Genomic DNA, 26,985 nt, shown 5'->3' on the forward strand with positions numbered 1-26,985 from the left:
TCCTCCTTGAATATTATGCGGCGCCAAATTGCATGTAAGCAAGTGACTCCAGATTTATTGGGCTTTAGGAGCCAAGATCATAATCATGCTGCGACCTTCCAGCTTAGGCTGGCGCTCAACAACAGATATATCAGCCACTTCGTTCTTAACACGCTCGAGGATTTTCTGGCCGATATTCGCATGTGTAATCTCACGTCCGCGGAAACGAACGGAGCACTTTACTTTATCGCCTTCACCCAAGAACTTGATCACATTGCGGAACTTGGTTTGATAATCATGTTCCTCAATGTTAGCACGGAACCAGACTTCCTTGATATCAACGACCTTCTGGTTCTTACGGGCTTCCTTCTCTTTCTTCTGCGTTTCATAACGGAACTTGCCGTAATCCATGATGCGGCATACCGGCGGCTTAGCCTGTGGTGCTACATTGACTAAATCTAGATTAAGATCGATCGCCATTTGCAACGCTTCGCGGATCGGTTTAATTCCGATTTGTTCACCTTCCGCACCAACCAACCGTACCTCTTTGGCCCGAATTTCATCATTGATCATATGTTCCTTACTGATAACTCTCCACCTCCGGATCTTTTTAACAACTATACTGCCTTACTCCATAAAAAAGGGGTGCCGGTAACACCCGACACCCCGTGTTTGATCAACGTTCATGAACATTAACATTCATAAAGCATTGAGATCAAAACCAGCCGGCGAATATGCCAGTCAGGTGAGAAGCAGGTGCTTCTTCTTGCAATCCCTATGATTTGCGTACTTGAATACTATACACCACTCCAAACAGAGTGTCAATTCTTTTATTCAATATTCTTAAATATCTTATACCTGCTTGCTTTGCACTTCTTCAAGTCTTACGACACGTGTATGCTTGGTATGGCTCCATTGCTTGTTGTTCTGCGTGAAGAACGCATAGAACGTAATAGGATACCAAGAGATCAGGTAAATTGGGAAGAACACCAGATAAGCGTACACCTTCTTAAATTTAACCTTCTCCAAAGCCATCGCAATCCCAAAGGTCACCAGATTCAAACCGATCGCAAGAAAACCGAGCCAGACTGGCAAGCTGCCGTAAATATTAGCAATATTCGGTCCGTTAAAGAGGGCCATATCCACCCACATTACCGCCGTCATCAAGAAGGTGAGCAAAACAATGTACACATTTGCTCCGTAAAGCGCAAGGTCAAACTTCGTTAAGCTACGTTCTTTAATACTTTGCCAAAGTAATGGAAAAAAATAACGACGAGCTACAGTAAAGTGTCCTTGCATCCAGCGCAGACGCTGTCTTGAAGAGGCCTTGAAAGTTAGAGGCTTCTCATCAAATACCTTTGCGTCATAGTTGAACTTAGGATATACACCATGAGATGCACTGCGCATCGTAAACTCCAGATCCTCAACCAAGCTTGTAGCTCCCCAGCCCATCTCTTTAAGGAGATTGGTCTCGAAACACATTCCTGTTCCGCCAAGGAAGTTCGCCATATTCAAATTATGGCGTGAAAGTTGCCACAAACGGTTAATATACCAATACGACACACCATACGCTGCAGTAATCCAGGAATCTTCTGGATTCTTGGTGTCAATATAACCTTGAATAACACGCGCTCCTGAACAAAGATCATTATTCATCTCCATCAGGAATTCAGTATGTGCCAGATTATCGGCATCAAACATTACAACTGCGTCATATTGACGCTGCATGCCCCAAAGCTCCTTGAGCATCCATTCAATGGCATAACCTTTACCACGTAGATTCGGGTTAGTACGGACACAAGCGTTCATTCCGTGCTCTCTAACGATGCGAGCTGTGCCATCTGTACAATTGTCACAAATTACAAATACGTCAAACAGTTCTGAAGGATAGTTAAGCTGCTTCAGGTTCTCCATTAACGCGCCGACGACTTCTTCCTCGTTATGTGCAGCAACAAGTACTGCAAATGTTTTTTCTGGCTTATACTTTGTCTTTGTCTTTTTCTTGTGCAGACCAAATAACGAAAAGGTAAACTGATATACTGCGATTGCTGCCAAGATCACTTGGAGCGTAACAAACAGTGCGTCTGTCATGACCTTTTGATGCCCCCTTTTTTCACTCTCGGTGTTCTTTTTTTTCTCTCTAGCTTGCTTGACGTTCCTTCTGACCCTTTTGTTGCATCCCTTAACAATAGACCAAGAGTATTCTTATTCTAGGCAGACTTCACAATTTTTATATGTGTTGTTTAAAAGAATTGTATGGATTCCATTTATTTGGATCCTTATTTATCTCTTACCCTTTTAAACATGTTTAGTCCGCTTGAATCATTGTACGGCGTTAGCGGCTCTAAGTCAAAACTAGCAAATTTCTAGCAAAACTGAGCTTTTCCTTGAAATGGACTACCTTTAAAAAGTATGATTAAGATAGATCTAATGCTAAAGAACGGACTGCTCATAAGCACCTGTTATCGGTAGCCGACTGGCGGAGGGACAAGATATGAGACATTTATTCATGAAGCTACATCTCTGGGAGCGGCACCTTTTTAAATGGATCAACGGACGAATGCATAATCGTTTTCTGAACTTTTGGCTCTTCTATCTCACTCATTTGGGTGGAGCTACAAGCACAATTGTTATCAACATACTGATATGGGCATTTGCTCCTCAGCCATGGAGAACCGCTAGCCTGCAAGCAATGACGGCTCTAGCTGTTAGCCATTTGCCCGTTGCTGTCGCAAAAAAACTGTATCCACGTATGCGGCCTTATCTGGCGCTACCGGATACGAACACATTTCGTAATCCATTAAAGGATCATTCTTTTCCTTCTGGTCATACTACAGCTATCTTTGCTTCAACGGTCCCATATATGGTAGCATTTCCTGCCTTGATCGTTATTCTGCTGCCGCTGGCCTGTATTGTCGGGTTTTCACGCATTTATCTGGGATTACATTATCCATCTGATGTCTTTGCAGGCTTAGTGATCGGAACCAGTGTTGCAGCGGGCACTATAGCCTTATGGATCTGAAGTATATATGGTTAAACCGGGAAAACCTTTGAGAATAGGTGAATCAAAATTGCAAAAAAAAAGAATTTTAATACTCTCAGAAGGCTTTGGAGCAGGACATACTCAAGCAGCTTATGCGCTGTCGAGCAGTCTGCGCCAACTGTCACCTAATTTACAAACGAAGGTGCTAGAACTTGGGAATTTCCTTAATCCCAAAATGGCACCCATTATTCTGTCTGCTTACCGTAAGACGGTAACGACTCAGCCAAAGCTGATGGGGTACGTCTACCGTCACCAGAAATCATTTAATCGTCTTACCACGCTTGCCCTGCATCGTATATTTTATACGCATACAAAAAATGTTGTTATGCAATTGAAACCTGACGTTATTGTCTGCACACACTTCATTCCGGGTGCTGTAGTATCTCGTCTTAAGAGAGTGGATCCTACCCTAAAGATGCCACTCGTAACTGTTATAACGGATTATGACGCACATGCCAGTTGGATCAGTCCAGAAGTAGACCGTTATCTGGTATCAACACCAGAGGTTAAATCCAAATTGCGTATGCGAAACATTCCTTCTGCAAAAATTCAGGTTACAGGGATACCCGTACACCCTAACTTTTGGCAGCATCCTGGAAAGCAGGAGATTCGACAGCAATTCAATCTCAAGGATATGCCAACGGTACTAGTCATGGGCGGCGGCTGGGGGATCATGAACGATCAGGTTGTAAATGCCTGTCTGGCGGAATGGCGAGAGAAGATTCAGATTGTTTTCTGTCTCGGCAAGAATGAAGAGCTGCTTCAGGAAATGAAAGAAGACTCACGTTATAATCATCCTAATATATCCTTGATCGGCTTTACGCGTGAGATTGACAAGCTGATGGAGGTGTCCGATCTGCTCGTCACGAAGCCGGGTGGAATGACCTGCAGTGAAGGGCTTGCTAAAGGAATACCGATGCTTTTCTATAACCCTCTGCCCGGGCAGGAGGAGGAGAATTGCCGCTATTTTACCGCAGCAGGTTTCGGAGAGCCGATAGAGTCTTTAGACGTAGTCGTAATGTGGATGGAACGTCTATTAAACAACTACGAGGATGTGCAGAATAAGCGAAAACTTCATCTTGAGGAAATCGCCCGTTACCACCCATTGCAATGTGCTCAGAGCATTATCGAATTATTGGAATAGTTAATTTAAAAGCGGCAGCCTCCAAACCACTTGGAGGCTGCCGCTTTATTATTGAAGCACATCTTTTGGAGTAGTGCTTTGTAACTACAACCGATATTTGTCCAAACGGGTAGCTTGATACTGCTTGAGCGCTTCCGCACCTACAATGGCCTCACAACGATGGATATTCACGCCACGTCCGACAAATTTCGTCTCGTATTCCGTCATAATATGATCCACATTTATGATGCCGTCCGCATGTAGGTCTAACGAGATATTTTTCATCTGTAAACCAAAGTCCGCAAATGCATTTAATGAGAATTCAAATAGGCTTCGAGAATCTGTTTTCAAATGAATTTCACCTAAGTCGCTTAGCAGCCCCCGATATTTGTCAAGAAAACGCGGGTGTGTCAGACGACGACGAGCATGCTTACTCTTCGGCCAGGGATCACTGAAGTTAAGATAAATTCGTTCCAGCTCTCCTGGAGCAAACACTTCCTCTGCATAATCAATATTGGCGAGTGCCAATTTCAGGTTGGGCGGCGTCTCATGACCTGCCGGCTCCCATACTGCTCTAGCCTTATCTCCAGCACGGCGGATCAGCTCATCATACATATCAACGCCGATAAAATTGATATCGGGATATTTGAAGCTCATTTGGCTGATAAACTGTCCCTTGCCCATTCCGAACTCCACATGGATCGGATGATCATTCCCGAACAGCTTGGACCACTCACCTTTATAACTCCGAGGGTCAAGAATGACTAGATCGGTCTGTTCTTCCAAACTTTCACGTATTCCTTTTCTTCCGCGTAAACGCATAGGTATTCCTCCGATTATCTCTTATACGATAACTGTCACTTGCAATATTGTGCCGAAATTGTCCCGAAAAGTAAAGGGATTGGGGTAAAAAAAGAAAAAGGAATTCTCTGGCTCAGCTCTTAAATGAGCTATCCAGGGGAATTCCTTCGTTGTGTATATTTGGAATTAAGGCTCATTCTTGTCCGGTAGATTAGGATCTACTTTGTGTTTGAGCTTGTGGCAAATGTCTTTTTTTCGAATGCGCTGCGAATTTTACGCTGTGCATCTGTCTTGATCTTAGGGTTGCCGTTAAATTCCACACCTGTTAGTGCAAGGGCTTCATCTGGCGTTAAGTGGACTTCAATCGAATCTTTACCCTCAGCATATACCGTTTGAGAATTCATTGCTATCACCTCACGGTTATTATTATGGATCGGACGACACGAAATTATGAACTCCTGGCTGAATTTCTTTAAGCCACAGCAGCTTTTCACACTCTGAATATAACATACTATGTAAGCATTTTCAAGTTGAAAGCGCCTTACTTTCGGCCTATTTTTCATGCCAGTACCGGGAGTGAATGTTACGCCGAGCTCTGTTTTTTGATACAATGTATTGGATTATAAGAAACGGCTGTGTGTTCTTCTTTTATAAAGGATGCCATCCGTCTCAGAAAAATATAAGGATAAGGATAGTTATCCATGTTTATATTTTCAGAAAGGAGCTCCTCGTGTCTAATCTTCAATACACTACTCCTCCGCAGCTTTGGGGAGATAAACGTTTTCATACCTGGAATTACGAAATGCGTGAACATTTGAACACCAAGGTATTCAAAGTTATGCTTGATGCAGGCTTTACCTGTCCCAACCGTGACGGCTCCATCGCTAAAGGTGGTTGTACTTTTTGCAGTGCCAGAGGTTCTGGTGATTTTGCGGGAAGTCGCCGAGATGATCTCGTCACCCAATTTAATAATATCCGTGACAAGCAGCATCTAAAATGGCCAAATGCTAAATACATCGGATATTTTCAGGCCTATACGAATACGTACGCTCCGGTCGAAGAGCTTAGAGAATATTTCGAAGTGATTTTACAGCAGCCAGGTGTCGTTGGACTATCTATTGCTACACGGCCTGACTGTTTGCCGGATGATGTTGTCGAATATTTGGCGGAGCTAAACGAGCGCACGTATCTGTGGGTAGAGATGGGTCTCCAGACTATACACGACACCACTTCTGAGCTAATTAACCGGGCTCACGACAGCCAGTGTTATGTAGATGCTGTTGAGAAGTTGCGGCGTCACGGCATTCGTGTCTGCACCCATATCATTCACGGTCTCCCACAGGAGACGCATGAAATGATGCTTGAAACGGTATCTGCTGTGGCTCGCATGGATGTACAAGGAATTAAGATTCATCTTCTGCATCTCATGCGTAAAACACCAATGGTGAAGCAATACGAAGCCGGGTTGCTACGATTCATGGAACAGGACGAGTATGTGAAGCTCATTGCTGATTCACTCGAAATTTTGCCCCCTGAAATGATTGTACATCGTTTGACTGGAGACGCTCCTCGGGATCTCTTAATCGGACCGATGTGGAGCCTCAAGAAATGGGAAGTGCTAAATGCCATTGACGATGAGCTAGTTGCTCGTGATACTTGGCAGGGTAAGTATTGGAGGAAGAGCTAATGGGCTTTATGTCCGTTTTAAGCTTTGCTCATAAATTAATCTCTGAGCGGTTAACTTTAGGTGATCGTGCGATTGATGCCACTGTAGGTACTGGTGCTGATACGCTTTTTCTAGCCAAAACAACTGGAGCTCGCGGTGAAGTCTACGGCTTTGACATTCAAGCTGCAGCGCTGAACCTGGCTGAAGAGCGCCTGCGGCTTGCAAAAGAGGAAGCTCCCTCGCTCGCCACTGTCACCTTACTGGAACGTAGTCATGCCGAAATGGCTGAAGCTGTTCCAGCGAACTGGCATGGCACCGTTGGAGCTGTAATGTTCAATCTAGGCTACTTGCCTTCAGGAGATGCCGACAAGAACATCATTACTCAGCCGGGCAGCTCCATTGCAGCCTTGGAAGCTTCTCTCCAGTTACTGCGTCCAGGTGGGATCATTACGGCAGTTCTTTATCCCGGCCATGCAGGCGGAGATAAAGAAGCCGCTGCCGTTGAATCTTGGGCAGCAGCTGTTTCCCAAAAGGTAGCGCAAAGCATTGTTTATCGTCAGCTGCAGCGCACGGATTCACCTTATATGATTGCGCTCGAAAAGAAAAAAGGAATCCCCTCTTAAACTGTAAGCATCAAACTATTTTATATTTGGGAAGGAAGATGTAGCAATGACTCAACCATATCCTTTGAAATTTCAACCGGAGTTTAAAGAACGTGTCTGGGGAGGCCGCGCGCTGGAGAAATTCGGCCTAGATCTACCTGAAGGACATATTGGCGAAGGCTGGATGATCGCCGATCACGCGAATGGAACGTCATCGGTGGTAAACGGAGAGTTAGCCGGTCAAGGCTTAGATCAAATTCGTGAGCAGTTCGGCCATGAATGGTTCGGAAGCAAGGGGATTTCAGAAACGGGTGGAAGATTTCCTCTACTAATCAAATTGCTGGATTGCAACGACAATCTTTCCGTTCAAGTCCACCCTACAGACGATTATGAGGGATTGCCACAAGGTGAACTGGGCAAAACAGAGATGTGGTACGTGTTAGACGCCAAGCCAGGTGCCAAAATCATCTATGGTCTTAAAGAAGGCGTGGATCGTGAAACTTTGCGCGAAGCACTGGAGAAAGGCACCGTTATGGATAGCCTTCAAGAAGTATCTGTCTCTGCAGGAGACTCCTTCTATATTCCAGCCGGAACCGTTCATGCGCTATGTGCTGGTGTCGTTGTAGCAGAGATCCAGCAAAATTCCGACACTACATACCGCATTTATGACTATGACCGTCCAGGCCTGGACGGAAAACCACGTGAGCTTCATATTGAAGATTCACTTAATGTTACAGCTTATGAAGGCGCCGGGGCTACTTCGATGAAGACAGATAACGCAGTCCCTGGAGAGTGGCTGCAACTTGCCGCTTCGCCATATTTTATCGTTGAAAAAGGAATCGTAAATGGTTCATGGGACCTCACCACTACAGAAGACAGCTTCACTATTCTAGTCATCTGTGAAGGCAGCGGACATCTTACTTGGGATGGCGGCTCCCAACCTTATGCTGCAGGAGAATGCTATCTGATTCCTTCCAGTCTCGGCCGCTACGCTATCGAAGGTCATTCTACTGTGCTTCGCTCTCATTTACCATAAGTCGAGAACCTTTAGGAGGAATGGACCATGAAGGAAAATAGTTTTACCCTAACGGATCCCATAGGTGTAAATATCCATGTCTATGAATGGTTACCTGAATCCGATGTGCCAGTTAGAGGAATCGTGCAAATTTCTCACGGTATGTGTGAAACAGCTGTCCGCTATGCTCGTTTTGCGGAAGCATTAACCGGAGTAGGTTATGCAGTATATGTCAATGACCACCGGGGACATGGTAAAACCGCTGGTCAAGTTGATCTGCTTGGCGATGTTGGTGAAGACGGATTCTACTGGATGCGGCGCAATCTGCTCCAGGTGGCAGCCAAAGCACTCTCCAAACATGAAGGTAAGCCCATCTTTCTATTCGCTCATAGTATGGGTTCCTTTCTGGCTCAAAAGCTGATGTGTGAAGAGGGTAACGAAATCTATGCAGGATTTATCCTAAGCGGTACAAATGGTCCTCGCGGTATGCTGCGCCTTGGAGAATCTCTGGCTAGTGCACAGCTCAAGTTAAAGGGTGAACATCACCGAAGTGTACTACTGAACAGCTTAGTATTCGGCAGTTACAACCGTGCTTTTTCTCCCGTAAGAACTGCATATGACTGGCTGAGCAGCGATGATGCGGAAGTTGATAAGTACATTGCCGATCCATTCTGCGGAGCCATTTGTACAACACGCTTTTTCCGTGGTTTTTTCCACCTCCTAAGGGAGATCCATTCCGAGGAATCACTTAGGACATTATGTACAAGTAAGCCCATTTATATATTTGGTGGGGATAAGGATCCTGTAGGGATGAGCGGCCAAGGCATTCCTCGTCTTGCGGAGCTGTACAAGAAACGAGGGATATCGGACGTAGAGTATCGGCTCTATCCAGGTGGCAGGCATGAAATGCTTAATGAGGTGAACCGGGATCAAGTTACGGCCGATGTGCTTAACTGGTTAGAACAGCATTTCCCTTCTGAGGTTACGACTACAAGTTAAGAGAAAAACGTGGTTTATCAGTTTTATTAGACAGAAGAGCAGCGATCCTCCCGTTATTAGGGGATCGCTGCTCTTCGTTTTGGGTTGTGAGCAGCTTACATTACTCCTAGCTCCTTTCTTCCCCTCCGCTCCCGGACTCATCTGACGCTTTTGGCCAGCCATTCCTATCCCCCTTCATTTTCGGACTTAGAAGACTTTTATGGCCAATCATCACTTCCCTCCACCACTTGCGAATTCAGAAGACGCTTGCGCATGTAACAAAAAAAGACCGCCCCCAAAGGAACGATCTTTCCTCCCAACACAATCGCCTTATTACAAAGGCAACGTATAATACTGAGCGCGTTGGCTCTCGTTCTGCTGATACATTACGATTAGCAGTGTACGACCTTCGCGAACGGAAGGTGATTCAGCTACGGCTACAGCAGAGCTTGTGGTTTGGACAGACTCTTCTAAACTACTCTCTGTAACTCCCTGTATTAATGACTCAGGAGAAGGTACAGCCCCGTCGTTAGCATTGTCTGCTTCCTCTTCCTCTGAACCCCCATCCGCCCGTAGACCGCTGATGGATTCCAGCACCGCTTCAAGCGAGAACGGCAGCACTTCAAGCACCGTATATTTTTGCAGCTCTCTTTCACTGAGTCCGGCTTCTGCCAACTGCGCAGAGATTTGACCCGGATTAGCAGCGATATCCCTCAAGTAACTCGACCAATCCGACTTATCCAGCACGAAATCCCACCAGATTTTGCGAGGCTTATACTTGTGTCCTAGGAAATAATCAAGCTTCATTAGCCCAGTAATAATATCCATAGACGGAGTCCCACGATCTATCAAGAAGGACTGCAAACGGGTAAAGAGATCTTCTAGCTGATGCCCAATCTTTTGCCAGCCTCTCTCCTCCCAGTAGTCACCGAACTCCTGAAAGAAATCAAATGGTGAATCAAACACGTGACGGATCAAGTATTTGGCTGTATGGTCCATCCGGTGGCTGTTCCAGTATTTCTCCAGCACATCCTCAAGCCGCTTCAAACGAATAATATCCGAGAAGGTCATCATATGACTGCTAAGAATTTCGTAAGGGGCATGTTCCATATACGTATACTCATATTTTGCCGCCTGTGCACGCAGACCCGTCCCGCGAAGCATTTTGAGGAATCCAAGCTGCAGCTCTTCTGGCTCCATAACGAATACATCATTAAAGGTTTTGCGGAAGGTGGTGTAATCCTCCATCGGAAGCCCCGCGATCAAATCCAGATGCTGATCGATATTGCGACTTTCCTTAATCTTCATTACCGTACGAGAGAGCTTCTTGAAATTCTGACGGCGTTTAACAAGCTCGTTCGTCTCATCATTTGTAGACTGTACACCAATCTCAAATCTAAAGATGCCCGGAGGCGCATTGTTCGACAGGAAATCCAGAACTTCTGGCCGCATGATATCTGCTGTGATTTCAAACTGGAACACACAGCCTTGATGATTATCGATCAGGAATTGAAACATTTCCATCGCATAGTTGCGGTTGATATTGAAGGTGCGGTCCAAGAATTTAATGATTTTGGCACCATTTTCAATTAAGTAGAGTAAATCAGACTTCACTCGCTCAATATCATAGTAACGTACGCCTACCTCAATACTGGATAAACAAAATTGACAATTAAACGGGCACCCACGGCTTGTCTCAAAATAAACAATACGTTTGCTCAGATCTGGAATATCCTCTGGAAAACGATGCGGTGTAGGCAGCGTATTTAGATCGCTTTTGGGACGAGGTGGATTTACAATGATCTCCTCTCCCTTACGATAAGCAGCTCCGTACACAAAATGAAATTTCCGGTCGTCTCTCAGCTCCTGCAGCAGATGATGAAAGGTCTCTTCTCCATCTCCGTTGACGATGAAATCAATGCCGGCTTCTCTCTTCATCCAATGCAGCGGCTCATAAGAGACTTCCGGTCCTCCGAGAACAATCGTAACCTCAGGCATCACTTGCTTAAGAATTCCGATCAGCTTGAGCGTCTCTTCAATATTCCAGATATAACAGGAGAAGCCAATCACATCTGGCCGTTTCTGAAACAAGTCGGACACGATATTCATCACGGGATCTTTAATGGTGTACTCCACCAAATGAATATCTTTAAATTCATGCTCACTGTAAGCTTTAAGCAAACGGATCGCCAGTGAGGTATGGATATATTTTGCGTTTAGCGTGGTCAGAACGATTTTCAATGCTACACGACCTTTTCTACATTTCATTTTGAAAAAACTCTAGGAATGCCTTACCATACTTCCGGTATTTCACTTCCCCGACACCCTTTACCCTCAGCATTTCCGCTTCGGTCTGCGGGCAAACCACACTCATCTCACGCAGCGTGGCATCATTAAAAATAATATATGAGGGCACATGCTCTCGTCCCGCCAACTCTCGCCGGATCAGACGCAGCTGCTCAAAGACGGTCTCATTGACTGCCGAAGGTGACAGGTCATGCCCGCGACTACGAACTCGCGTACCAGATGCCGCACCTGCTCGTGATGGCCGCGCTACTCGCTGCATGACCTCACGCTGTCCGCGCAGTACCTCAGCAGCCAAAGGCTGGAGCCGCACTACGGGGTATTGTCCTTCAGACAAAGCAAGATATCCCTCAGAGATGAGTACATTGATGCTCTCTGAGATCTCCTTCTCTGTCCGGCTCGACATCGCCCCATGCGTTGGCAGCTTGTCAAAACCATATTGCATCACCTTCTGATTGCGAGAGCCTTTCAGCACAGAAGCCACCAACGCAACTCCATAACGTTCCCGCATACGGTGAATGCAGGAGAATATCTTCTGCGCATCTACGGTCATATCTACAAGCTCTCGTTCATCTGTACATGAGCTGCAAATGCCGCATAACTTGTCCTCATGCTCCTCCCCGAAATAATCCAGCTGGGCACTGCGCAAGCAGCGGGTAGTATAACAATAATCAATCATTTGCTGAAGCTTGCGATATTCGTTAGCTTTACGGTCCGTATCCTGCGGATTCTGCTCGATCAGGAACTTTTGCGTCATAATATCCTGTGCGCTAAAAAGCAAAATACATTCACTCGGCTCCCCGTCACGTCCAGCACGGCCCGCTTCCTGAACATAAGCTTCCATATTTTTTGGCATATTATAATGAATTACGTACCGGACATTGGATTTGTCAATCCCCATCCCAAAAGCGTTGGTGGCCACCATGACCCGGATATCGTCATATAGGAAGCCTTCCTGGCTATCTGCCCGCTCCTGATCATTCATACCTGCGTGATAGCGGCCTGCCGCTATTCCTGAAGCCTGCAGCCTTTGATATAGATCATCCACTTCTTTGCGTGTAGCCGCATAAACAATACCCGGCTGATGAGAATGCGTTGCTGTGTAATCCATGACGAATTCCCGCTTATTCTCTCCACGTAGCACAGACATCGCTAGATTATCTCTTCCGAGTCCAGTCATGAAAATACCCGGCTCGCGCAGACGCAGCAGCCGAACCATATCCTCCATAACCTCTGGTGTTGCCGTCGCTGTAAATGCAGCCAAGATTGGCCGTTCTGGCAGCTCGTTCACAAAAGGTGATACCGACAAATAGCTTGTACGGAAATCATGTCCCCACTGAGATACGCAGTGCGCCTCATCCACAGCCACACAGGAAATCGCCAGCTCAGCCATCTCCAGACGGAACCAGTCCAGCTCTAGCCTTTCGGGCGCAACATAAAGCAGCTTCAAATCGCCGCGACGGGCAGCCCGAATCCGCTCATTTACTTCTTTCCCGCTTAACGTGCTATTAATAAAGGCTGCCGGAATACCTGCCGTGGTTAACGCATCGACCTGATCCTTCATCAGAGAGATCAATGGTGAGATCACTAGTGTTAGCCCAGGAAGCAGCAGTGCGGGAACTTGATAGCAAATCGATTTCCCACCTCCCGTAGGAAGAATACCGAGTGTGTCGCGACCTTCCAGCAAGTTCTGAACAATCTTCTTCTGACCATCCCGAAAATCCGGATAACCGTAATATTTTTGCAGCTCAGCCTGCGCCTGTTCAATAGTAGGTGCTTGCATCATCATATCTCTCATAACCCCTTAAGCGTTTCTATCTTTAGTTTAGCGGTCAAAAGTGTATTGAGCAACACTCCTTAACTATGGTCACCATGTTCTTCCTTTGAAATATTTACATAAAAGGCCTTCTTTTAAGCCAAGCTTTAAGAAGAGAGATTTCATAGAAGGGTGGAGCGACCGTGCAAAATTGGAAACAAAAATATACCTCTTTTAAGCATAAGCCTGCACGCAAAGAGTCCTCTGCCCAGGACAATCGTCCGGTAAAGCCACTGGATTCCAGCCTGGAGAGCAATATAAGCTTCATTCAACAAGTCTTTGGAGAAGACAGCGATCTTATAGTCCGTAACTTCAAGGTGTACGGTAGACATGATGCGGCTATTATCTTTTTTTCTTCTGTGGTGGACCAGAATCAAATTCAGAACTATGTTTTAAAGCCATTAATGAATGTTTCCTCTGATCTCTCAGAAATTCCAAAAGCTCTAAAGGATTTACCTGATTACATCTGGAGTATGACGGTACAAGTAACACAAGGTAACCGTACTAAGGATCTAAATACTCTAGCCTCTATCTTGCTGGAGGGAAATGTAGTTCTAATCATAGATGGAATGGATCAGGCACTTTACTTCAATCTGCGTAAAATTGAGCATCGTAGCATTGAGCAACCTCAAACTGAACAAGTCATACGCGGTTCGCGTGATGGGTTTATAGAGAATTTAGAATCCAATATCTCTTTGCTTCGCTATCGACTGCAAACACCGGATTTTCGTGTAGTAACTGCCCCTCTTGGCATACGGACGCGCTCAAAAGTATCTGTTTGTTATATCGAAGGAATAGCCGATCCAGGGCTAGTTCAAAAGGTGATGAAGCGATTATCAGCAATAAATGTAGACGGCATCCTTGATGCGGGGTATATCGAGCAATTCATAGAAGATCATCCCCTTTCCCCGTTTCCACAGGTTCAGCCAACCGAACGTCCGGATAAATCTATAGCCTCTTTATTAGAAGGACGAGTCATCATCCTTGTAGATGGCTCACCATTCTGCCTCATCGTCCCGGCGCTTTTCAATCAGTTCTTTCAGACGATGGATGACTATACAGAACGTTTTGTTGTAGGAAGCCTCCTAAGAATGATCCGCCTGATCGCATTATTATTTTCCCTTTTCTTCCCAGCCTTATATGTATCCATTATCTCTTTCAATCCTGAGCTATTGCCGACAGAGTTCGCCGTAGCAATAACTGGTGCAAGAGCTGGCGTACCCTTTCCAGCCGTATTGGAAGTTCTGATTATGGAAGTCTTCATGGAGGTGCTGCGCGAAGCAACCATTCGCCTACCGCAAATGATTGGCGGGGCTCTTTCTATTGTAGGTGTGCTTGTCATTGGTCAGGCAGCCGTAGCAGCAGGTCTGGCGAGTCCCACTACCGTAGTTGTTGTTGCTATAACGACTATAGGGTCTTTTGCCACACCCGCTTACAATGCTGCTATCTCTTCAAGAATGCTTAGATTTCCATTGATCATATTGGCAGGCTGCTTTGGCCTGTACGGAGTAATGCTTGGCACTATTGTTATTGTTAACCACTTATTATTCCTGGAATCCTTTGGCGTTCCCTACATGACACCCTTTGTGCCTACGATTTGGAAAGACCTCAAGGATAGTATCGTTCGGGTACCTTTATGGTGGATGCGAAGTCGCCCAAGCTTTCTCAATACACCTGATCCTGACCTTCTTGCGAAGGATATCCCCAAAATGCATACCGATCTGATTTTTAAGGAGAAAAGTGAAGCTGATGAATAGTAACCGCCCCATAACAACGATCCAAGTCATGGCTGTAATCATCAGTACGATTATAGGAATAGGAATCTTAAGTATTCCTCGTTATATGGCTGAAGCCGGAGACAGTGGTGCACCGCTCGTAACTGCTTCTGGCGTACCTGTTGCTTTTTTGGGTTGCTGGTTTACAGCGGTTGTCTGCCGAAAATTCCCTAACGAAACGTTGTTCGTATTCAGCCGCCGCCTTCTCGGAACTTGGCTCGCAGATATTTTCTCCATGCTTATTACTTTGTTTTTTGCTTTCTCTGCCGGGATCACCATGCGCCAATTCGGAGAAGTATGTGTTGCGGTTGTCTTTAAAAAGACACCAATCGAAGCAGTAATTCTCTTAATGCTCCTACTGGTTGCCTTATCAATCCGTAGAAATATTGTAAAATTCACTTATGTACATGTTTTTTATTTACCCTTTATTCTATTATCCGTTATCGCAATTATATTGGTAGCTATGAGAAATGTTGATGTTCTGAACTTGCTACCCCTCACCGGAAATTACACCACCTTTTCAAGCTTTTCCAAAGGAACGATTACGTCCGCTGGCCTTTATCAAGGCACATTTGTCATCATCCTGCTGGTTCCTCTAATGAAAAAACCTCAACAGATCCTTAAAGCAGGCACTATTGCGCTTGGTATCATTGGATTCATTTATGTAATGATCGTTTGGGTCACTCTAGGCATGTTTGGAGCTCAGGAAACCAAATTACTGTCCTATCCAACCCTAGAAGCAGCTCGCTCCATATCCATCGGCGCAGGACTATTAGAACGGTTTGATGCTCTTTTTATAATAATTTGGGTGATTTCTATATTCACTACCATCTTTACGAACTACTACTTAGCCGCATACTCTCTGCAACAAGTGCTGCGGCACAAGGATCACCGCCTAATATCCAGTTTCTTACTTCCACTTATCTTCACTTTTTCACTTTTGCCGAGAAACATATTTCAGGTCTATACATTTGCTAGCATTACAGCGATAATCGGTTTGATTTTTTTGACTTTCTATCCTCTTTTATTATGGTTAGTCTCTTTAATCCGAAATAAAGGAGCCATTTCTCATGAATGAAAAAATTTATAAGCGTGTAGTTCTTATTTTTATTCTCTCACTCTTGTCTGGATTGCTCGCAGGTTGCTGGGACCAGCTCGAAATTGAAGATCGTGCATTGGTGCTAGGGTTATCCATTGATTCCGTCCCTCCAGACAGCAAAACAAATGATGACCAAACCACTCATCTTAAAAGCGCAAATATTAACCTACCCCAAATTCGAGTAACTGCCCAAATTGCGGTTCCGGGAAGAGTTCCACTGGGACCAGGCAGTGGGGGTGAAGGCGGAGGCGGAAATCAAAATCCAGTTTGGGTCGTAGAAGTATACGGGTACACATTAGATGACGCCATGAACAATTTGCAGCAGCAAATTTCTGATCCACGTTATCTAATTCATTTACGAGTGATTATTATTAGTGAGGACATAGCAAGAAAAAGCATGGATGACTTAAATGATTATTTGCGGCGAAATCCAGAAGTTCGTCGCCGGACCTGGCTGCTAGTGTCCGAAGGGGAAGCTGCCAAATTCATGAATATTAATCCTCCACTGCAGCGAGTGCCGACCCTTTACATCCTCTCTACCATGGAAAAAGCAGTGACATCGGGGAAATTTCCCGCTGATTATATAGGTGTATTCTGGTCAGCAGATTCCAAATGGGGCGAAAGTGGTTATCTGCCTTACGTCTCATTACATCAGGAAGACAATATCATGATTAAAGGCCTAGCTTACTTTAGTGGTGGAGTGATGGTCGGTTCGACGATTCCGATTGAGATTGGCGCATATATGTCCATGAAGGGCATTAATCCCGGGGGATACTCCGATCTTTTTTATGCTGATGAATTCGGTCCGGTGATGCTCAAGGTCAACGACCGGTTCACGAGGGTGAAAGTTCAATTCAAAGAGGGCAAACCTCTCATCACCTATAACCTCTCTTTAGAGGCGGCTCTAGATGAGCATTTACGTAGTAATATCCCTATCGATTCCAGCCGTTCTTTAGAAAAGATTGAGGATATCTTTCAAAAGAGAGTGATCGGTATTTTCAACCACCTTATCGAAGAAACTCAACAAGCACATTCCGATGTCTTTGGCATGGGTGAATATATTCGTGCATATGCTCCCTCCTACTGGAAAGCCCATGTTCGTGACAAACATGACTGGGAGCAGCAGTATTCCAATCTCAGTATTGAAGTTAAGTTGAAAACTCACATCGACAGAGTAGGTCTTAAACAAAATTAAATGACGTTTATAGGAGGCTCTACTATGCTCTATCACCAGCTAACCTACGTAATTGTTGCGCTGCTGATCTCCAGTGTTCTGTTGCTTACTGTGGATACTAAAATATATGCAGTCAATGCTATGCACCGGGAAAAGAAATACGCTAATGTGATCGGTTGGATATATTTCAGCTTATTCCTGGTGATAGGACTAGCTCAGCTATTCTATCTATAAATCGAATTCGTTTCTTGCTGCCCTTCACATAGTATTTCTTAACCGCCCATGGTATATTGAGGAGTACAATATTAAAGGACGGAGAATGCAGTCATGAACACAAGAAGAAATCCTAAAGAAACAGCCAAAAGAGGTACTCGTTCCCACAGCAATTCCCACAGCAAGCCAAATGGCAAGCTTAATCATAAAGCTAAAGCACCCGCAGCGCCCAAGTCTTTTACAGTAAATGAACCTTCTGAGCTGTTACCCTTCTTACTCCTCCATATCACAGGCCGTGGACGAAATGCTATTAAATCTATCCTCTCGCGTGGACAAGTAGCAGTAAATGGCAAAGTAGTCACACAGCATAATTTTCAATTGCATCCGGGTCAAACTGTGACGATTGATCAAGAGAAGCCTGTACAAGTAGCGGAAATGATCGGACTCACCATCGTCCATGAAGATGATGATCTAATCATTATTCAGAAGGATGCTGGACTGCTGTCGATTGCCACTGCGGAAGAAAATGAATTAACAGCTTACCGCCAGCTTATGGAGCATGTCCGCATCAGCAATCCTAAGAATCGAATTTTTGTCGTGCACCGCTTGGACCGCGATACATCTGGGGTAATGATGTTTGCCAAAAGCGAACGGATCCAGCAAGCACTGCAAACTACGTGGAAGGATACCGTGAAAGAACGTTCTTACGTAGCTCTAGTCGAAGGCGCCGTTAAAAGACCTGAAGGTACAGTGAGCTCTTGGCTAAAAGAAACCTCTACCCTGAAAATGTACTCCAGTCCTCATGAAGGCGATGGTCTACATGCGATCACACATTATAAGCTCATTCAGGCGAACCGCCACTTCTCGTTGCTTGAGGTAAAGCTTGAAACTGGACGCAAAAATCAGATTCGTGTTCATATGGCAGATATCGGCCATCCGATCGCAGGAGACAAGAAGTATGGTGCAGAGACCAAAACGGTAGGCCGTCTCGGTCTGCATGCTCGTGTACTTTCTTTTATTCATCCTACTACAGGAGAGTTAATGACCTTCGAAAGTCCAATTCCGAAGACATTCCTGAAATATACCGCACCTGCACCTACGAACTAACAAGATCACAGTGAATACCCATTCATCCTAAGGGGGCTGATTACAGTGGAGCTTACTACACTACAATCGCTACAATAACTTAACAAAGAATGGGTGATTAGCTATGACAACAGCACATCATTATGAATGTATTGAACGTTTACCCACGACTGAGGAGCATGCCTCCTTATGGGAAGCTGTCGGTTGGGGGAACGTGAATACGGAAATGACCGCAGCCTCTCTGGCTCATTCGGTGTATGGTATGGTCGTTGTACAGGAAGACAAGGTTATCGGTATGGGGCGGATCGTCGGCGATGGGCACATGTATTTCTATATACAGGACGTAGCCGTGCTTCCCGAATTTCAGGGCCAAGGCATTGGTAATGTCATTATTGAGCAGCTAATACACTATATTCGATCTCATTGTTTTTCTGGCGCGTTCGTCGGACTTTTCGCATCACATGGGAATGATACCTTTTACGAACGATACGGCTTTCAGAATCACGCCCCCGGTATGACGGGCATGTTCAAGGTCATGGAGTAACAAGCGAAAGATGCCCGGTCCATATGGTCCCTGGGCATCTTTTTCACTTCTATTTAGATCATGTTACAATATTAATAAACAAAAGAAGGTGCCATTATTGTTCCATCCTACTGTCTTCGATAATATTAAAATTGCTTTTGAGAACCAAATCTACGATTACGATAATTTTGACGGAATTCTAGTAGTTACGGATCGTTCCGACCTTCTGAATATGGCATTGATGTCCAGAGAATTTAGCCTTTCCTTCCAATTGACGGCCGGCAGGAGCGTAACCGCCGAAGTCTTTCTTACTTCATCTGTGAAAGATCTTAGCGATGAAATATTGGAAGTGCCTAACACGGATCCCGGTTGCAATCTTTCGTTACGTTTTTATATGGAGATCGAAGATATCCCTGCTGAATGTCAGGCGATCGAGAGTATTCTCAAAGCGATCTGGGGGCCTGAATTCCAGCCTGTGCAATCTTTAAGCTTCATTTATGGTCAAGAAGGTGAAACCTACAACAACTGCATCGAGCTGCGATTCAAAAGGCAAATCACAGAGGAGCAGATGGAGGACATTCCGAACCTGCTGAATCATCTGCTGCAAAGTGTAGAAGAACTGGAATCTTTCTCCGTATAATCTCTACTGTACACCGTTCGTACTTTGGAAAAAGAGGTGAGCCAGAAATGAAATTCCTGCCTGCAACTAAAAGTAACCGTTGGTTTATCTGGATGGCTGTTTATGGTGTTTTTCTGTGGCTGCTTTTTATTCTGCACAGATTCGTTATGATGGCTCATACATTGGATGTCACACTCTTGCTGCGCTTCGCACTCTTTTCCATTGTCGTATCTGGTATCGTTAACGTCTTAGCATGGTTCGGAGCTCGTCTACTCTGGTTAATCACTACAACAGGAATAATCATCGGTTCAGTAATTATGCTAAGCTACACCTATAGAGAGATGTCCGGTTGGGAGGATCTCGCGGGACTCCTTGCTTTTTTCTTTTTTACATGTGGAGGATTTGCACTCGGTTTATTGGCGGAAGCAATTCGTCTGCTGGTTAAGCAGTGGCCGAAAGCTTGAACGGAGGAGATGATCGATCGTTGTCCAATTCTTTTCTAACCAAAAATGCATTGTCCCATTCCTTAAAAGAACTAATGGAACATACGTCGCTCAATAAAATTACAGTCAAACAGCTCGTGGACCATTGCGGACTAAATCGACAAACCTTCTATTATCATTTTCAAGATATATTTGATTTACTCGGTTGGATCTATAAGACTGAGGCTGTAGAGAGCATCGCCCAGTATCGTAGCTACAGTACGTGGACGGACGGTTTTTATAGAATCTTCTGCTATATCGAACGAAATAAAACCTTTTGCTGCAACACCTTGAACTCACTGGGCAGAAATCATCTGGATGCGTATCTATACGAAGTGACGAATGATCTCATTATGGGTGTCATAAACGAACTGTCCGCCGGGATGGAGGTTAGCCACGAAGATAAACATTTCATTGCTAACTTCTATACACTGGCCTTCACAGGCCTTGTCATTCAGTGGATGAGAGACGGGATGAAGGAGCATCCGGATCACATTATCGAGAAGCTAAGTGTACTCATTGAGGGGAATTTTCTAAAAGCTTTGCACAAATATGAGAACAAACCGTTGTAACCTTTGGGTTCAGCGGTTTTTTTGTCTAAAAACTAGACACATAGACCGTAATGACTAAAATCCATACACTCTAAAAGGATTGATTATACCTTCAAAATTGGAGTTGGTTTACATTAAGAGTGTGATTATTTCAACAACAACTTGGAGGCGACCATTGTGAAAAAAGAGTACGGTAATAAACAGGTTTATTTTGTCGGTGGCGGAATTGCATCCTTAGCGGGCGCGGCTTACCTGGTCAGAGACTGTGACTTTCCGGGACAGAACATTCACATTATTGAAGAGATGAAGATTCTCGGTGGCAGCAACGACGGCGCAGGTGACGCTGAGCACGGTTATGTCATTCGCGGTGGCCGGATGCTCAACGATGAGACCTATGAGAATACATGGGATCTACTCATGTCGATTCCCTCCCTCGACCATCCTGAGAAATCCGTTAGAGAAGAGATTATAGAATTCGATACCGCCAATCCAACACATGCTAACGCTAGACTCGTTAACCGCAACGGTGAGGTGGAAGATGTATTATCCATGGGCTTCGATATGGCTGACCGGCTTGCGATGGGTAAATTGATTATTACACCAGAAGAAAAAATGGGAAAAGCTCGGATTAACGACTGGTTTGGTCCACACTTTTTCACCACGAACTTCTGGTATATGTGGGCTACTACTTTCGCCTTCCAACCTTGGCATAGCGCGGTAGAGCTTAAACGATATATGATTCGCTTCGTTCATGAGTTCCCAAGAATTCAAACCCTGGAAGGCGTAACCCGCACTCCATATAACCAGTATGATTCCATCATCTTACCTATGCACAAATATCTCGAAGGCTTTGGTGTAGACTTTACATTGAAATGTACAGTTACTGACCTACAGTTCAAAGACGGAGATGGCATTACCGTAACCCAAATGAACGTCCTGCGCCAAGGTGTCCCAGACGTTATTAACATAAGCGAAGACGATATCGTAATCGTCACGAACGGCTCCATGACTGAAGGATCAAGCCTTGGATCCATGACCTCTGCCCCACGTCTCAATGGAAAGGGTAGCTCATGGAAGTTATGGGAGAACATCGCTGCCAAAAAACCAGGTCTCGGCAATCCATCCTCCTTCGATGATCATATCGATGGTTCGAAATGGGAGTCCTTTACCGTGACCTTCCAAGATTCCAAATTCTTCGATCTTATGGAGAAATTCACTCGTAATCGTGCAGGCACTGGCGCATTGGTTACCTTTAAAGATTCGAGCTGGTTAATGTCCGTTGTCTTAGCTTTCCAACCGCATTTCCGCAATCAACCAGAGCATGTAAAAGTATTCTGGGGTTACGGTTTGTACCCTGACAACGTAGGAGACTTCGTGAAGAAGAAAATGAGCGAATGTACCGGTGAAGAAATTATGGAAGAATTAATCGGTCATCTTCATTTCGAAGAACATAAGGACGAGATCATGGCAACTGCTAATTGTATTCCATGTATGATGCCTTATATCACTTCACAATTCATGCCTAGATTAAATAGCGACCGACCTAAAGTAGTGCCTGAAGGCTCCACTAACCTTGCCTTCGTTGGCCAATATTGCGAAATTCCAGATGATGTTGTATTCACGGAAGAATACTCTATCCGAGCAGCAAGAACTGCAGTATACACATTGCTCGGCATTAACCGGCCTATCGAGCCTATCAATCAACATCAGTACGATGTCCGCACCTTGTTCACAAGCTTTATCACTTCTTTTAGATAAACACATCATAAAGAGACAAGCGCTCCCGGATAGATTCGGGGGCGCTTGTCTTTGTAGTGTGTAAAACAGAGCAGAGTTTCGGAATTAAAAAAGGAAGAAATGGAAACTTCTCCATCTCTTCTTCTCTACACTATACAAACTTTATATATTGCAAGATCCGTCCGCGCAGCCATCATCCGTGGATACTTCGGATTTTCCATTGCCAACCACCTGCAGCGTTGGTCCTGCTTGCTCCTCCGCCCACACGGTATCCAACACCTCTGTAAATACAGGTCCTGGCTGTGCACCAGATAACGCATATTTATTATTGAACACGAAGAATGGTACACCGGTAATATTAAGACGGCTTCCTTCTTCGATATCGCCTTTCACTTCAGCTGTGTAAGCATCTGTCTCCAGCATTGCGGCAACCTCTGCCTGATCCAACCCTACCTCAGCAGCAAGTGTGGCAAGTACACTACGATCTCCAAGATTCAATGAATCCGTAAAGTAGGCACGTAGCAAACGTTCGGACATTTCTGCACCTTTTCCTTTTGAGCTTGCAAAGTGACTCAGGCGATGACTATCGAAAGTATTCGTATGCTTCATCGTATCGAATTGGAAATCCAATCCCACATCTTGGGCTTGCTCAGCTAACTGAGCATTCATTGCTTTTGCTTTTTCAATCGTCATACCGTATTTGGAAGCCAGCATCTCATGAATACTCTGAGTCTCATTCAATTTTGCATGAGGATCCAGTTGAAAACTACGGAATACCACCTCTACTTGATCTCTGTTCGGGAACTGACTCAGCGCATTCTCCAAACGTCTTTTACCAATATAACAAAATGGACACGCATAATCGGACCAAATATCTATTCTCATGAAAAAAACCTCCTAATATTATTGTTCATTTGTAACTGCTGAATAAGATTGATAACTAAATATTCGTCGCTTACTATTATATAGTTAAAAACCGAAAAATACAAACTTAACTTTTATTTTCAAAAAATCTCATTAGACCTGAACCCCAACTAAAAGTATACGAAAGTGGTATATACGCTCTTCTTCAGGAACGATAGAATCAAGGTAACCATTTCGCCGGAAGACTACATTCAGATTAGCGGACGAAAGAAGTCCTGAAGGGAGATTCAAGAAATGTATGATCTATCTATAGTGATTCCTACCCGTAACCGAATTGACGACCTTACGGTGTGCATAGAGTCCATTGGCAAGCAGACACAGCTTGAGGACATCTCCATCGAGCTATGGATTGTGGACGACGGTGAGATCCCTGAGGACAGATTAACCTATTATCGTGAAATACTAACTGGGTTACCGCAGGCTAAACTACATTATCATCGCAAAACTAAGCCTGGTCTCTGGCTTTCCCGTTACGAAGCGCTTGGACTGATCCATGCAGAAATTATGCTCCACTTAGATGATGATGCAGAATTAGATGACTCCTTATATATTCGACGACTGCTAGATACTTATGCAGCCGATGATTCCATAGTTGGTGTAGGTGGTGTAGCCAAAGGCATACATAGTAGCATGCCAAGCAGGCTATTCGGTATGCTAACCGGACAAATGTCCGGATCACCAGGCAGATTGTCGGCAAGTATGTTTGCAGGCTCGCAATTCCTTTGGGGAGAGAAGAAGCATGTATTTGAAACTGATTTTTTTCACGGCTGCAATATGTCCTTCCGGCGCTCGGCACTACGTGATATTAAACCCTATCCATGGATGACAAGCTATTCCATAGCCGAAGATATTTATTTGTCTCATTTGGCCAGCCGCTATGGCAAGCTTGTGATTAATCCCGCCATGAAAATCATCCATCATGAGTCGCCAGGCTCTCGCGATAAGGCAGGCGTTGTAGCACATGCTACCGCCATCAACCACTACTATCTGCTCAACTTGCGTAAAGCTCCTTTTATGAATTATGCTGCCTTGATCTGGACACTGACTTGTCTGACGGCTAAAGCAACTCTAAAACGGAATTTCAAAGCTGTTAGCGGATATGCCAAGGGTATCCTCTTCGTATTAAATCCTCGCAAGAATAAATATAGTGAATATATGCTCGATTAAGTAGCGTCGTTTACTTCTAAATCTGTAGCACCGCTCCGAATCAGGATACGGGGCTTTTTTCTATGTCGCCCGATTATATCCCTAAATGTGTCATGAAATTAATTTCCATCAACTTGTTATCTGGGGTATGATATAAATAATGTGTTTTGTTTTAGAAACTAACTTTATGGATGGTGGAATATGTTCAAGAACAAAAAAACGACGCTGATCCTCGTTGTAATCGTCATCGCCCTCATAGCTGTCGGCGCTTGGCTAATTACTAAGGATAAGGACGATAAAACAGCGGGAACTACGGGTAGCGCAACAACATCCGGAAAAGGAGAGGAAAAGTCTCTCTCTCAAACCTTTTATATTTATGACACTGTTGTGAATATCAAAGTGTTCGGTGCTACAGTAGAACAGAAAAATATGGATGATATCCAGCAGATGCTGGAGCGAATGGATATGGAGCTTAGCCGCACCAAAGAAGGTGGTGAGACTTACGCAGTCAATCAGGCAGCAGGAAAAGAAGCGGTTGTTGTTTCTGACGAGACCCTGGATGTAATTAAACAATCCATACAATACGCAAAAGAAATGGACGGGCTATTTGATCCTACAATCGGTCCGTTAATCGATCTTTGGAATATCGGTAGCGGTGGAGATAAGGTCCCTCCCCAAGCTGAAATTGATAAAGCGAAGAGCCTAACCAATTACAAGGACGTTGAAATTGATGAAGCTGCGAAAACTGTAAAGCTGATGAAGGAAAATATGGTGCTAGATCTGGGCGGCATTGGTAAAGGTTATGCTGCTGACCGTATCGCTGATTATTTGAAAGAGCAAGGTCTAAATAGCGCTATGATTAACCTCGGAGGCAGCAGTATTATTGCTCTCGGTAAGAAGCCAAACGGAACGGAATGGAATATCGGATTGCAGGATCCAGATCAAAGCCGTGGCACACAGCTAGGAACCATTAAAATCTCAGATGAGGTCATCGATGCTTCTGGTGTTTACGAACGGTATTTTATGCAGGACAATATTCGTTACCATCATATCCTTGATCCACGCACAGGATATCCTTCACAGAACGGTCTCAAAAGCCTTACCATTATGAGCCCGAATGCAACAGATGCGGATGCCTTATCCACTGGGGTATTCCTGATGGGAATCGAGGAGGGCATGAAATATCTTGAATCTTTACCTGATGATGTTGAAGCTTTCTTTATTACCGACGACAACAAAATCTATGCCACTAAAGGCATAAAAGAAAGAATGAACCTGACAGATCCAACGTATAGCTTCGCAGATTAAACGAAAAAAGCTTGTCCCTTTGAGCCGAAGCTGGCTTTCTAAGGAGCAAGCTTTTTTTGGATAGAAGGAGCGAGATTTATGAACCTTGTGAAACCCCTACCTTCCATAGCGGCGGGCTATCGTCATACCGCCCTCCTTAAATCAGACGGCACGGTGACGGCTGTGGGTGATAATAAATATGGCCAATGTGATATAAGCGGGTGGCGGCATCCAACTACCTGGAAATTAGTTATAAAAAAATGAAAGCCATGCGCAGATTTCTCTCGCATGGCTTACTAATATCTCTGGAGGACTTGTTCTCTCACACAAGAGGAAGCTCGCCAAATTCCTTATAATTAGTAAAAATATAACTAGGCTTATGATCCGTAGCCGGTTGTCTGCCTCTCGGATTGTACCAGCAAACCTTCCATCCAGCCGCAAGTGCTCCAACTACATCGTTAGCCCAAGTATCCCCTATATAAAGCGAATTGTCCGCCATAGTACCCGTCTTTTGGTTTACGTGTATGAATATTTCCGGGTCCGGTTTAGCAAGACCTACAGCATCAGAAATAAAGATCATGTCCTCGGGAATAATCTGATCTAAGCCTAGTCCACGAATCTTACTCATCTGATGATCCTTCGGTCCATTCGTAATAATGCCTACCTTATGACCAGCCGCAATAAATCGTTCAAGATGCTCACGCACGCCATCAATCATCTGAATCGTATATTGACGTCCAATATATGCCGCTTGAACCGCTGTGGCTTGATCACGATCAATCTGCAAACCATACTCGGCAAAAGCAAGCTCCAAACGGCGCACTCTCGTCTCTTCAAGCGGAATCTCACCGCGCAAATACATTGGCCACAACACATCGCTATGATGTCTCACTTTATAAAATAATTCAGCAAAGTCCAGACTACTCTCATCTGGGCTGAGCACTTCCCGTACCGCTTCTTTAAATGGTACCAGATGATCATACAACGTATCATCGAGGTCAAAAAAGATTGCCAACTTATGACTTGTTTCCACTTTAACGCC

At 44.7% G+C, this 26,985-nt stretch carries 26 protein-coding genes and 1 pseudogene; 19 read left to right on the forward strand and 8 right to left on the reverse strand.

Annotation, left to right across the window (positions count from 1 at the left end; genetic code table 11):
* Nucleotides 1–54 precede the first annotated feature (54 nt).
* The gene (gene infC, locus MKY52_RS02670) at nucleotides 55–552 is read right to left on the reverse strand and encodes a translation initiation factor IF-3 (RefSeq protein WP_036679510.1); all 498 of its coding nucleotides are present in this window, start codon (nucleotides 550–552) and stop codon (nucleotides 55–57) included.
* Nucleotides 553–831: 279 nt separating this feature from the next.
* Entirely contained in the window at nucleotides 832–2,070 is a 1,239-nt protein-coding gene (locus MKY52_RS02675; protein ID WP_042185708.1) for a glycosyltransferase family 2 protein, read from the reverse strand.
* A gap of 403 nt (nucleotides 2,071–2,473) precedes the next feature.
* Between MKY52_RS02675 and MKY52_RS02680 the strand changes: the two genes are divergently transcribed.
* Both MKY52_RS02680 and MKY52_RS02685 read left to right on the forward strand, forming a co-directional pair.
* On the forward strand, nucleotides 2,474–3,001 hold the full coding sequence (locus tag MKY52_RS02680; RefSeq protein WP_341049672.1) for a phosphatase PAP2 family protein: 528 nt from the start codon (nucleotides 2,474–2,476) through the stop codon (nucleotides 2,999–3,001).
* Nucleotides 3,002–3,050: 49 nt separating this feature from the next.
* The gene (locus MKY52_RS02685) at nucleotides 3,051–4,166 is read left to right on the forward strand and encodes an MGDG synthase family glycosyltransferase (RefSeq protein WP_081382712.1); all 1,116 of its coding nucleotides are present in this window, start codon (nucleotides 3,051–3,053) and stop codon (nucleotides 4,164–4,166) included.
* An 84-nt stretch (nucleotides 4,167–4,250) separates the two neighbouring features.
* Here MKY52_RS02685 and trmB read toward each other — a convergent pair whose 3' ends face one another.
* Together trmB and MKY52_RS02695 are read right to left on the reverse strand one after the other, a co-directional pair.
* Nucleotides 4,251–4,967 carry a tRNA (guanosine(46)-N7)-methyltransferase TrmB gene (gene trmB, locus MKY52_RS02690; RefSeq protein ID WP_341049673.1) on the reverse strand — a complete coding sequence of 239 codons (717 nt, stop codon included), beginning with the start codon at nucleotides 4,965–4,967 and terminating at the stop codon, nucleotides 4,251–4,253.
* A 197-nt stretch (nucleotides 4,968–5,164) separates the two neighbouring features.
* A complete protein-coding gene (locus MKY52_RS02695) occupies nucleotides 5,165–5,350 on the reverse strand; it encodes a hypothetical protein (RefSeq protein ID WP_042125061.1) in 186 nt (61 codons plus the stop codon).
* 326 nt (nucleotides 5,351–5,676) lie between these two features.
* On the opposite strand from MKY52_RS02695, the gene MKY52_RS02700 reads away from it, so the two are divergent.
* Genes MKY52_RS02700 through MKY52_RS02715 form a run of 4 tightly spaced genes read left to right on the forward strand, consistent with a single transcriptional unit; the run spans nucleotide 5,677 to nucleotide 9,228 of the window.
* Nucleotides 5,677–6,633, forward strand: coding sequence for a TIGR01212 family radical SAM protein (locus tag MKY52_RS02700; protein ID WP_341049675.1), 957 nt, complete (start codon nucleotides 5,677–5,679; stop codon nucleotides 6,631–6,633).
* Nucleotides 6,633–7,235, forward strand: coding sequence for a class I SAM-dependent methyltransferase (locus tag MKY52_RS02705; RefSeq protein ID WP_341049677.1), 603 nt, complete (start codon nucleotides 6,633–6,635; stop codon nucleotides 7,233–7,235). Before MKY52_RS02700 ends, MKY52_RS02705 begins: the two co-directional genes overlap by 1 nt.
* Nucleotides 7,236–7,281: 46 nt before the next feature.
* Nucleotides 7,282–8,250, forward strand: a complete 969-nt coding sequence (locus tag MKY52_RS02710) for a type I phosphomannose isomerase catalytic subunit (RefSeq protein WP_341049679.1) — start codon at nucleotides 7,282–7,284, stop codon at nucleotides 8,248–8,250.
* A 27-nt stretch (nucleotides 8,251–8,277) separates the two neighbouring features.
* A complete protein-coding gene (locus tag MKY52_RS02715) occupies nucleotides 8,278–9,228 on the forward strand; it encodes an alpha/beta hydrolase (RefSeq protein WP_341049681.1) in 951 nt (316 codons plus the stop codon).
* A gap of 312 nt (nucleotides 9,229–9,540) precedes the next feature.
* Here the strand turns inward: MKY52_RS02715 and MKY52_RS02720 are convergent, their stop codons facing one another.
* Both MKY52_RS02720 and recQ read right to left on the reverse strand, forming a co-directional pair.
* Nucleotides 9,541–11,448, reverse strand: a complete 1,908-nt coding sequence (locus MKY52_RS02720; RefSeq protein WP_341053328.1) for a B12-binding domain-containing radical SAM protein — start codon at nucleotides 11,446–11,448, stop codon at nucleotides 9,541–9,543.
* Between the two features lie 16 nt (nucleotides 11,449–11,464).
* Nucleotides 11,465–13,300 (reverse strand): DNA helicase RecQ, encoded by a 1,836-nt coding sequence (recQ, locus tag MKY52_RS02725; protein WP_076284133.1) that lies wholly within the window; start codon nucleotides 13,298–13,300, stop codon nucleotides 11,465–11,467.
* 170 nt (nucleotides 13,301–13,470) lie between these two features.
* Between recQ and MKY52_RS02730 the strand changes: the two genes are divergently transcribed.
* From MKY52_RS02730 to MKY52_RS02775, 10 genes are all read left to right on the forward strand, one after another.
* Complete coding sequence (locus tag MKY52_RS02730) at nucleotides 13,471–15,084, forward strand: spore germination protein (protein ID WP_341049683.1); 1,614 nt, start codon at nucleotides 13,471–13,473, stop codon at nucleotides 15,082–15,084.
* Entirely contained in the window at nucleotides 15,077–16,180 is a 1,104-nt protein-coding gene (locus MKY52_RS02735) for a GerAB/ArcD/ProY family transporter (RefSeq protein WP_341049684.1), read from the forward strand. Before MKY52_RS02730 ends, MKY52_RS02735 begins: the two co-directional genes overlap by 8 nt.
* Entirely contained in the window at nucleotides 16,173–17,396 is a 1,224-nt protein-coding gene (locus MKY52_RS02740; protein WP_341049686.1) for a Ger(x)C family spore germination protein, read from the forward strand. Before MKY52_RS02735 ends, MKY52_RS02740 begins: the two co-directional genes overlap by 8 nt.
* 24 nt (nucleotides 17,397–17,420) lie before the next feature.
* Nucleotides 17,421–17,609 (forward strand): CLC_0170 family protein, encoded by a 189-nt coding sequence (locus MKY52_RS02745; protein WP_076119977.1) that lies wholly within the window; start codon nucleotides 17,421–17,423, stop codon nucleotides 17,607–17,609.
* A gap of 93 nt (nucleotides 17,610–17,702) precedes the next feature.
* Nucleotides 17,703–18,695 (forward strand): RluA family pseudouridine synthase, encoded by a 993-nt coding sequence (locus MKY52_RS02750; protein WP_076119978.1) that lies wholly within the window; start codon nucleotides 17,703–17,705, stop codon nucleotides 18,693–18,695.
* A gap of 103 nt (nucleotides 18,696–18,798) precedes the next feature.
* Entirely contained in the window at nucleotides 18,799–19,218 is a 420-nt protein-coding gene (locus MKY52_RS02755; RefSeq protein ID WP_339269406.1) for a GNAT family N-acetyltransferase, read from the forward strand.
* A gap of 97 nt (nucleotides 19,219–19,315) precedes the next feature.
* Nucleotides 19,316–19,837 carry a hypothetical protein gene (locus MKY52_RS02760; RefSeq protein ID WP_341049690.1) on the forward strand — a complete coding sequence of 174 codons (522 nt, stop codon included), beginning with the start codon at nucleotides 19,316–19,318 and terminating at the stop codon, nucleotides 19,835–19,837.
* A gap of 47 nt (nucleotides 19,838–19,884) precedes the next feature.
* Entirely contained in the window at nucleotides 19,885–20,280 is a 396-nt protein-coding gene (locus MKY52_RS02765) for a hypothetical protein (protein ID WP_341049691.1), read from the forward strand.
* A 20-nt stretch (nucleotides 20,281–20,300) separates the two neighbouring features.
* The gene (locus MKY52_RS02770) at nucleotides 20,301–20,870 is read left to right on the forward strand and encodes a TetR-like C-terminal domain-containing protein (RefSeq protein WP_042125036.1); all 570 of its coding nucleotides are present in this window, start codon (nucleotides 20,301–20,303) and stop codon (nucleotides 20,868–20,870) included.
* Nucleotides 20,871–21,026: 156 nt separating this feature from the next.
* A complete protein-coding gene (locus MKY52_RS02775) occupies nucleotides 21,027–22,607 on the forward strand; it encodes an oleate hydratase (RefSeq protein WP_076284125.1) in 1,581 nt (526 codons plus the stop codon).
* A 141-nt stretch (nucleotides 22,608–22,748) separates the two neighbouring features.
* Here the strand turns inward: MKY52_RS02775 and MKY52_RS02780 are convergent, their stop codons facing one another.
* Nucleotides 22,749–23,471, reverse strand: a complete 723-nt coding sequence (locus MKY52_RS02780) for a DsbA family oxidoreductase (RefSeq protein WP_341049694.1) — start codon at nucleotides 23,469–23,471, stop codon at nucleotides 22,749–22,751.
* 273 nt (nucleotides 23,472–23,744) lie between these two features.
* On the opposite strand from MKY52_RS02780, the gene MKY52_RS02785 reads away from it, so the two are divergent.
* The 3 genes and pseudogenes from MKY52_RS02785 to MKY52_RS02795 form a co-directional block, all read left to right on the forward strand.
* The gene (locus MKY52_RS02785) at nucleotides 23,745–24,677 is read left to right on the forward strand and encodes a glycosyltransferase family 2 protein (protein ID WP_341049696.1); all 933 of its coding nucleotides are present in this window, start codon (nucleotides 23,745–23,747) and stop codon (nucleotides 24,675–24,677) included.
* A gap of 180 nt (nucleotides 24,678–24,857) precedes the next feature.
* The gene (locus tag MKY52_RS02790; RefSeq protein ID WP_341049698.1) at nucleotides 24,858–25,964 is read left to right on the forward strand and encodes an FAD:protein FMN transferase; all 1,107 of its coding nucleotides are present in this window, start codon (nucleotides 24,858–24,860) and stop codon (nucleotides 25,962–25,964) included.
* Nucleotides 25,965–26,042: 78 nt separating this feature from the next.
* Nucleotides 26,043–26,171, forward strand: a pseudogene (locus tag MKY52_RS02795) (RCC1-like domain-containing protein); the annotation flags it as partial.
* Nucleotides 26,172–26,265: 94 nt separating this feature from the next.
* On the opposite strand, the gene MKY52_RS02800 reads toward MKY52_RS02795, so the two are convergent.
* The gene (locus MKY52_RS02800; protein WP_341049701.1) at nucleotides 26,266–26,976 is read right to left on the reverse strand and encodes an HAD family hydrolase; all 711 of its coding nucleotides are present in this window, start codon (nucleotides 26,974–26,976) and stop codon (nucleotides 26,266–26,268) included.
* Nucleotides 26,977–26,985 lie beyond the last annotated feature (9 nt).

Origin of the sequence: Paenibacillus sp. FSL P4-0184 (assembly GCF_038004625.1) — a bacterium.
Taxonomy (GTDB): Bacteria; Bacillota; Bacilli; order Paenibacillales; family Paenibacillaceae; genus Paenibacillus_AQ.

Coding starts and splice junctions, on each gene's coding strand:
- infC (WP_036679510.1), bottom strand. CDS start 552: ATGATCAATGATGAAATTCGGGCCAAAGAGGTACGGTTGGTTGGTGCG.
- MKY52_RS02675 (WP_042185708.1), bottom strand. CDS start 2,070: ATGACAGACGCACTGTTTGTTACGCTCCAAGTGATCTTGGCAGCAATC.
- MKY52_RS02680 (WP_341049672.1), top strand. CDS start 2,474: ATGAGACATTTATTCATGAAGCTACATCTCTGGGAGCGGCACCTTTTT.
- trmB (WP_341049673.1), bottom strand. CDS start 4,967: ATGCGTTTACGCGGAAGAAAAGGAATACGTGAAAGTTTGGAAGAACAG.
- MKY52_RS02695 (WP_042125061.1), bottom strand. CDS start 5,350: ATGAATTCTCAAACGGTATATGCTGAGGGTAAAGATTCGATTGAAGTC.
- MKY52_RS02705 (WP_341049677.1), top strand. CDS start 6,633: ATGGGCTTTATGTCCGTTTTAAGCTTTGCTCATAAATTAATCTCTGAG.
- MKY52_RS02710 (WP_341049679.1), top strand. CDS start 7,282: ATGACTCAACCATATCCTTTGAAATTTCAACCGGAGTTTAAAGAACGT.
- MKY52_RS02715 (WP_341049681.1), top strand. CDS start 8,278: ATGAAGGAAAATAGTTTTACCCTAACGGATCCCATAGGTGTAAATATC.
- recQ (WP_076284133.1), bottom strand. CDS start 13,300: ATGATGATGCAAGCACCTACTATTGAACAGGCGCAGGCTGAGCTGCAA.
- MKY52_RS02735 (WP_341049684.1), top strand. CDS start 15,077: ATGAATAGTAACCGCCCCATAACAACGATCCAAGTCATGGCTGTAATC.
- MKY52_RS02740 (WP_341049686.1), top strand. CDS start 16,173: ATGAATGAAAAAATTTATAAGCGTGTAGTTCTTATTTTTATTCTCTCA.
- MKY52_RS02745 (WP_076119977.1), top strand. CDS start 17,421: ATGCTCTATCACCAGCTAACCTACGTAATTGTTGCGCTGCTGATCTCC.
- MKY52_RS02750 (WP_076119978.1), top strand. CDS start 17,703: ATGAACACAAGAAGAAATCCTAAAGAAACAGCCAAAAGAGGTACTCGT.
- MKY52_RS02755 (WP_339269406.1), top strand. CDS start 18,799: ATGACAACAGCACATCATTATGAATGTATTGAACGTTTACCCACGACT.
- MKY52_RS02765 (WP_341049691.1), top strand. CDS start 19,885: ATGAAATTCCTGCCTGCAACTAAAAGTAACCGTTGGTTTATCTGGATG.
- MKY52_RS02780 (WP_341049694.1), bottom strand. CDS start 23,471: ATGAGAATAGATATTTGGTCCGATTATGCGTGTCCATTTTGTTATATT.
- MKY52_RS02785 (WP_341049696.1), top strand. CDS start 23,745: ATGTATGATCTATCTATAGTGATTCCTACCCGTAACCGAATTGACGAC.
- MKY52_RS02790 (WP_341049698.1), top strand. CDS start 24,858: ATGTTCAAGAACAAAAAAACGACGCTGATCCTCGTTGTAATCGTCATC.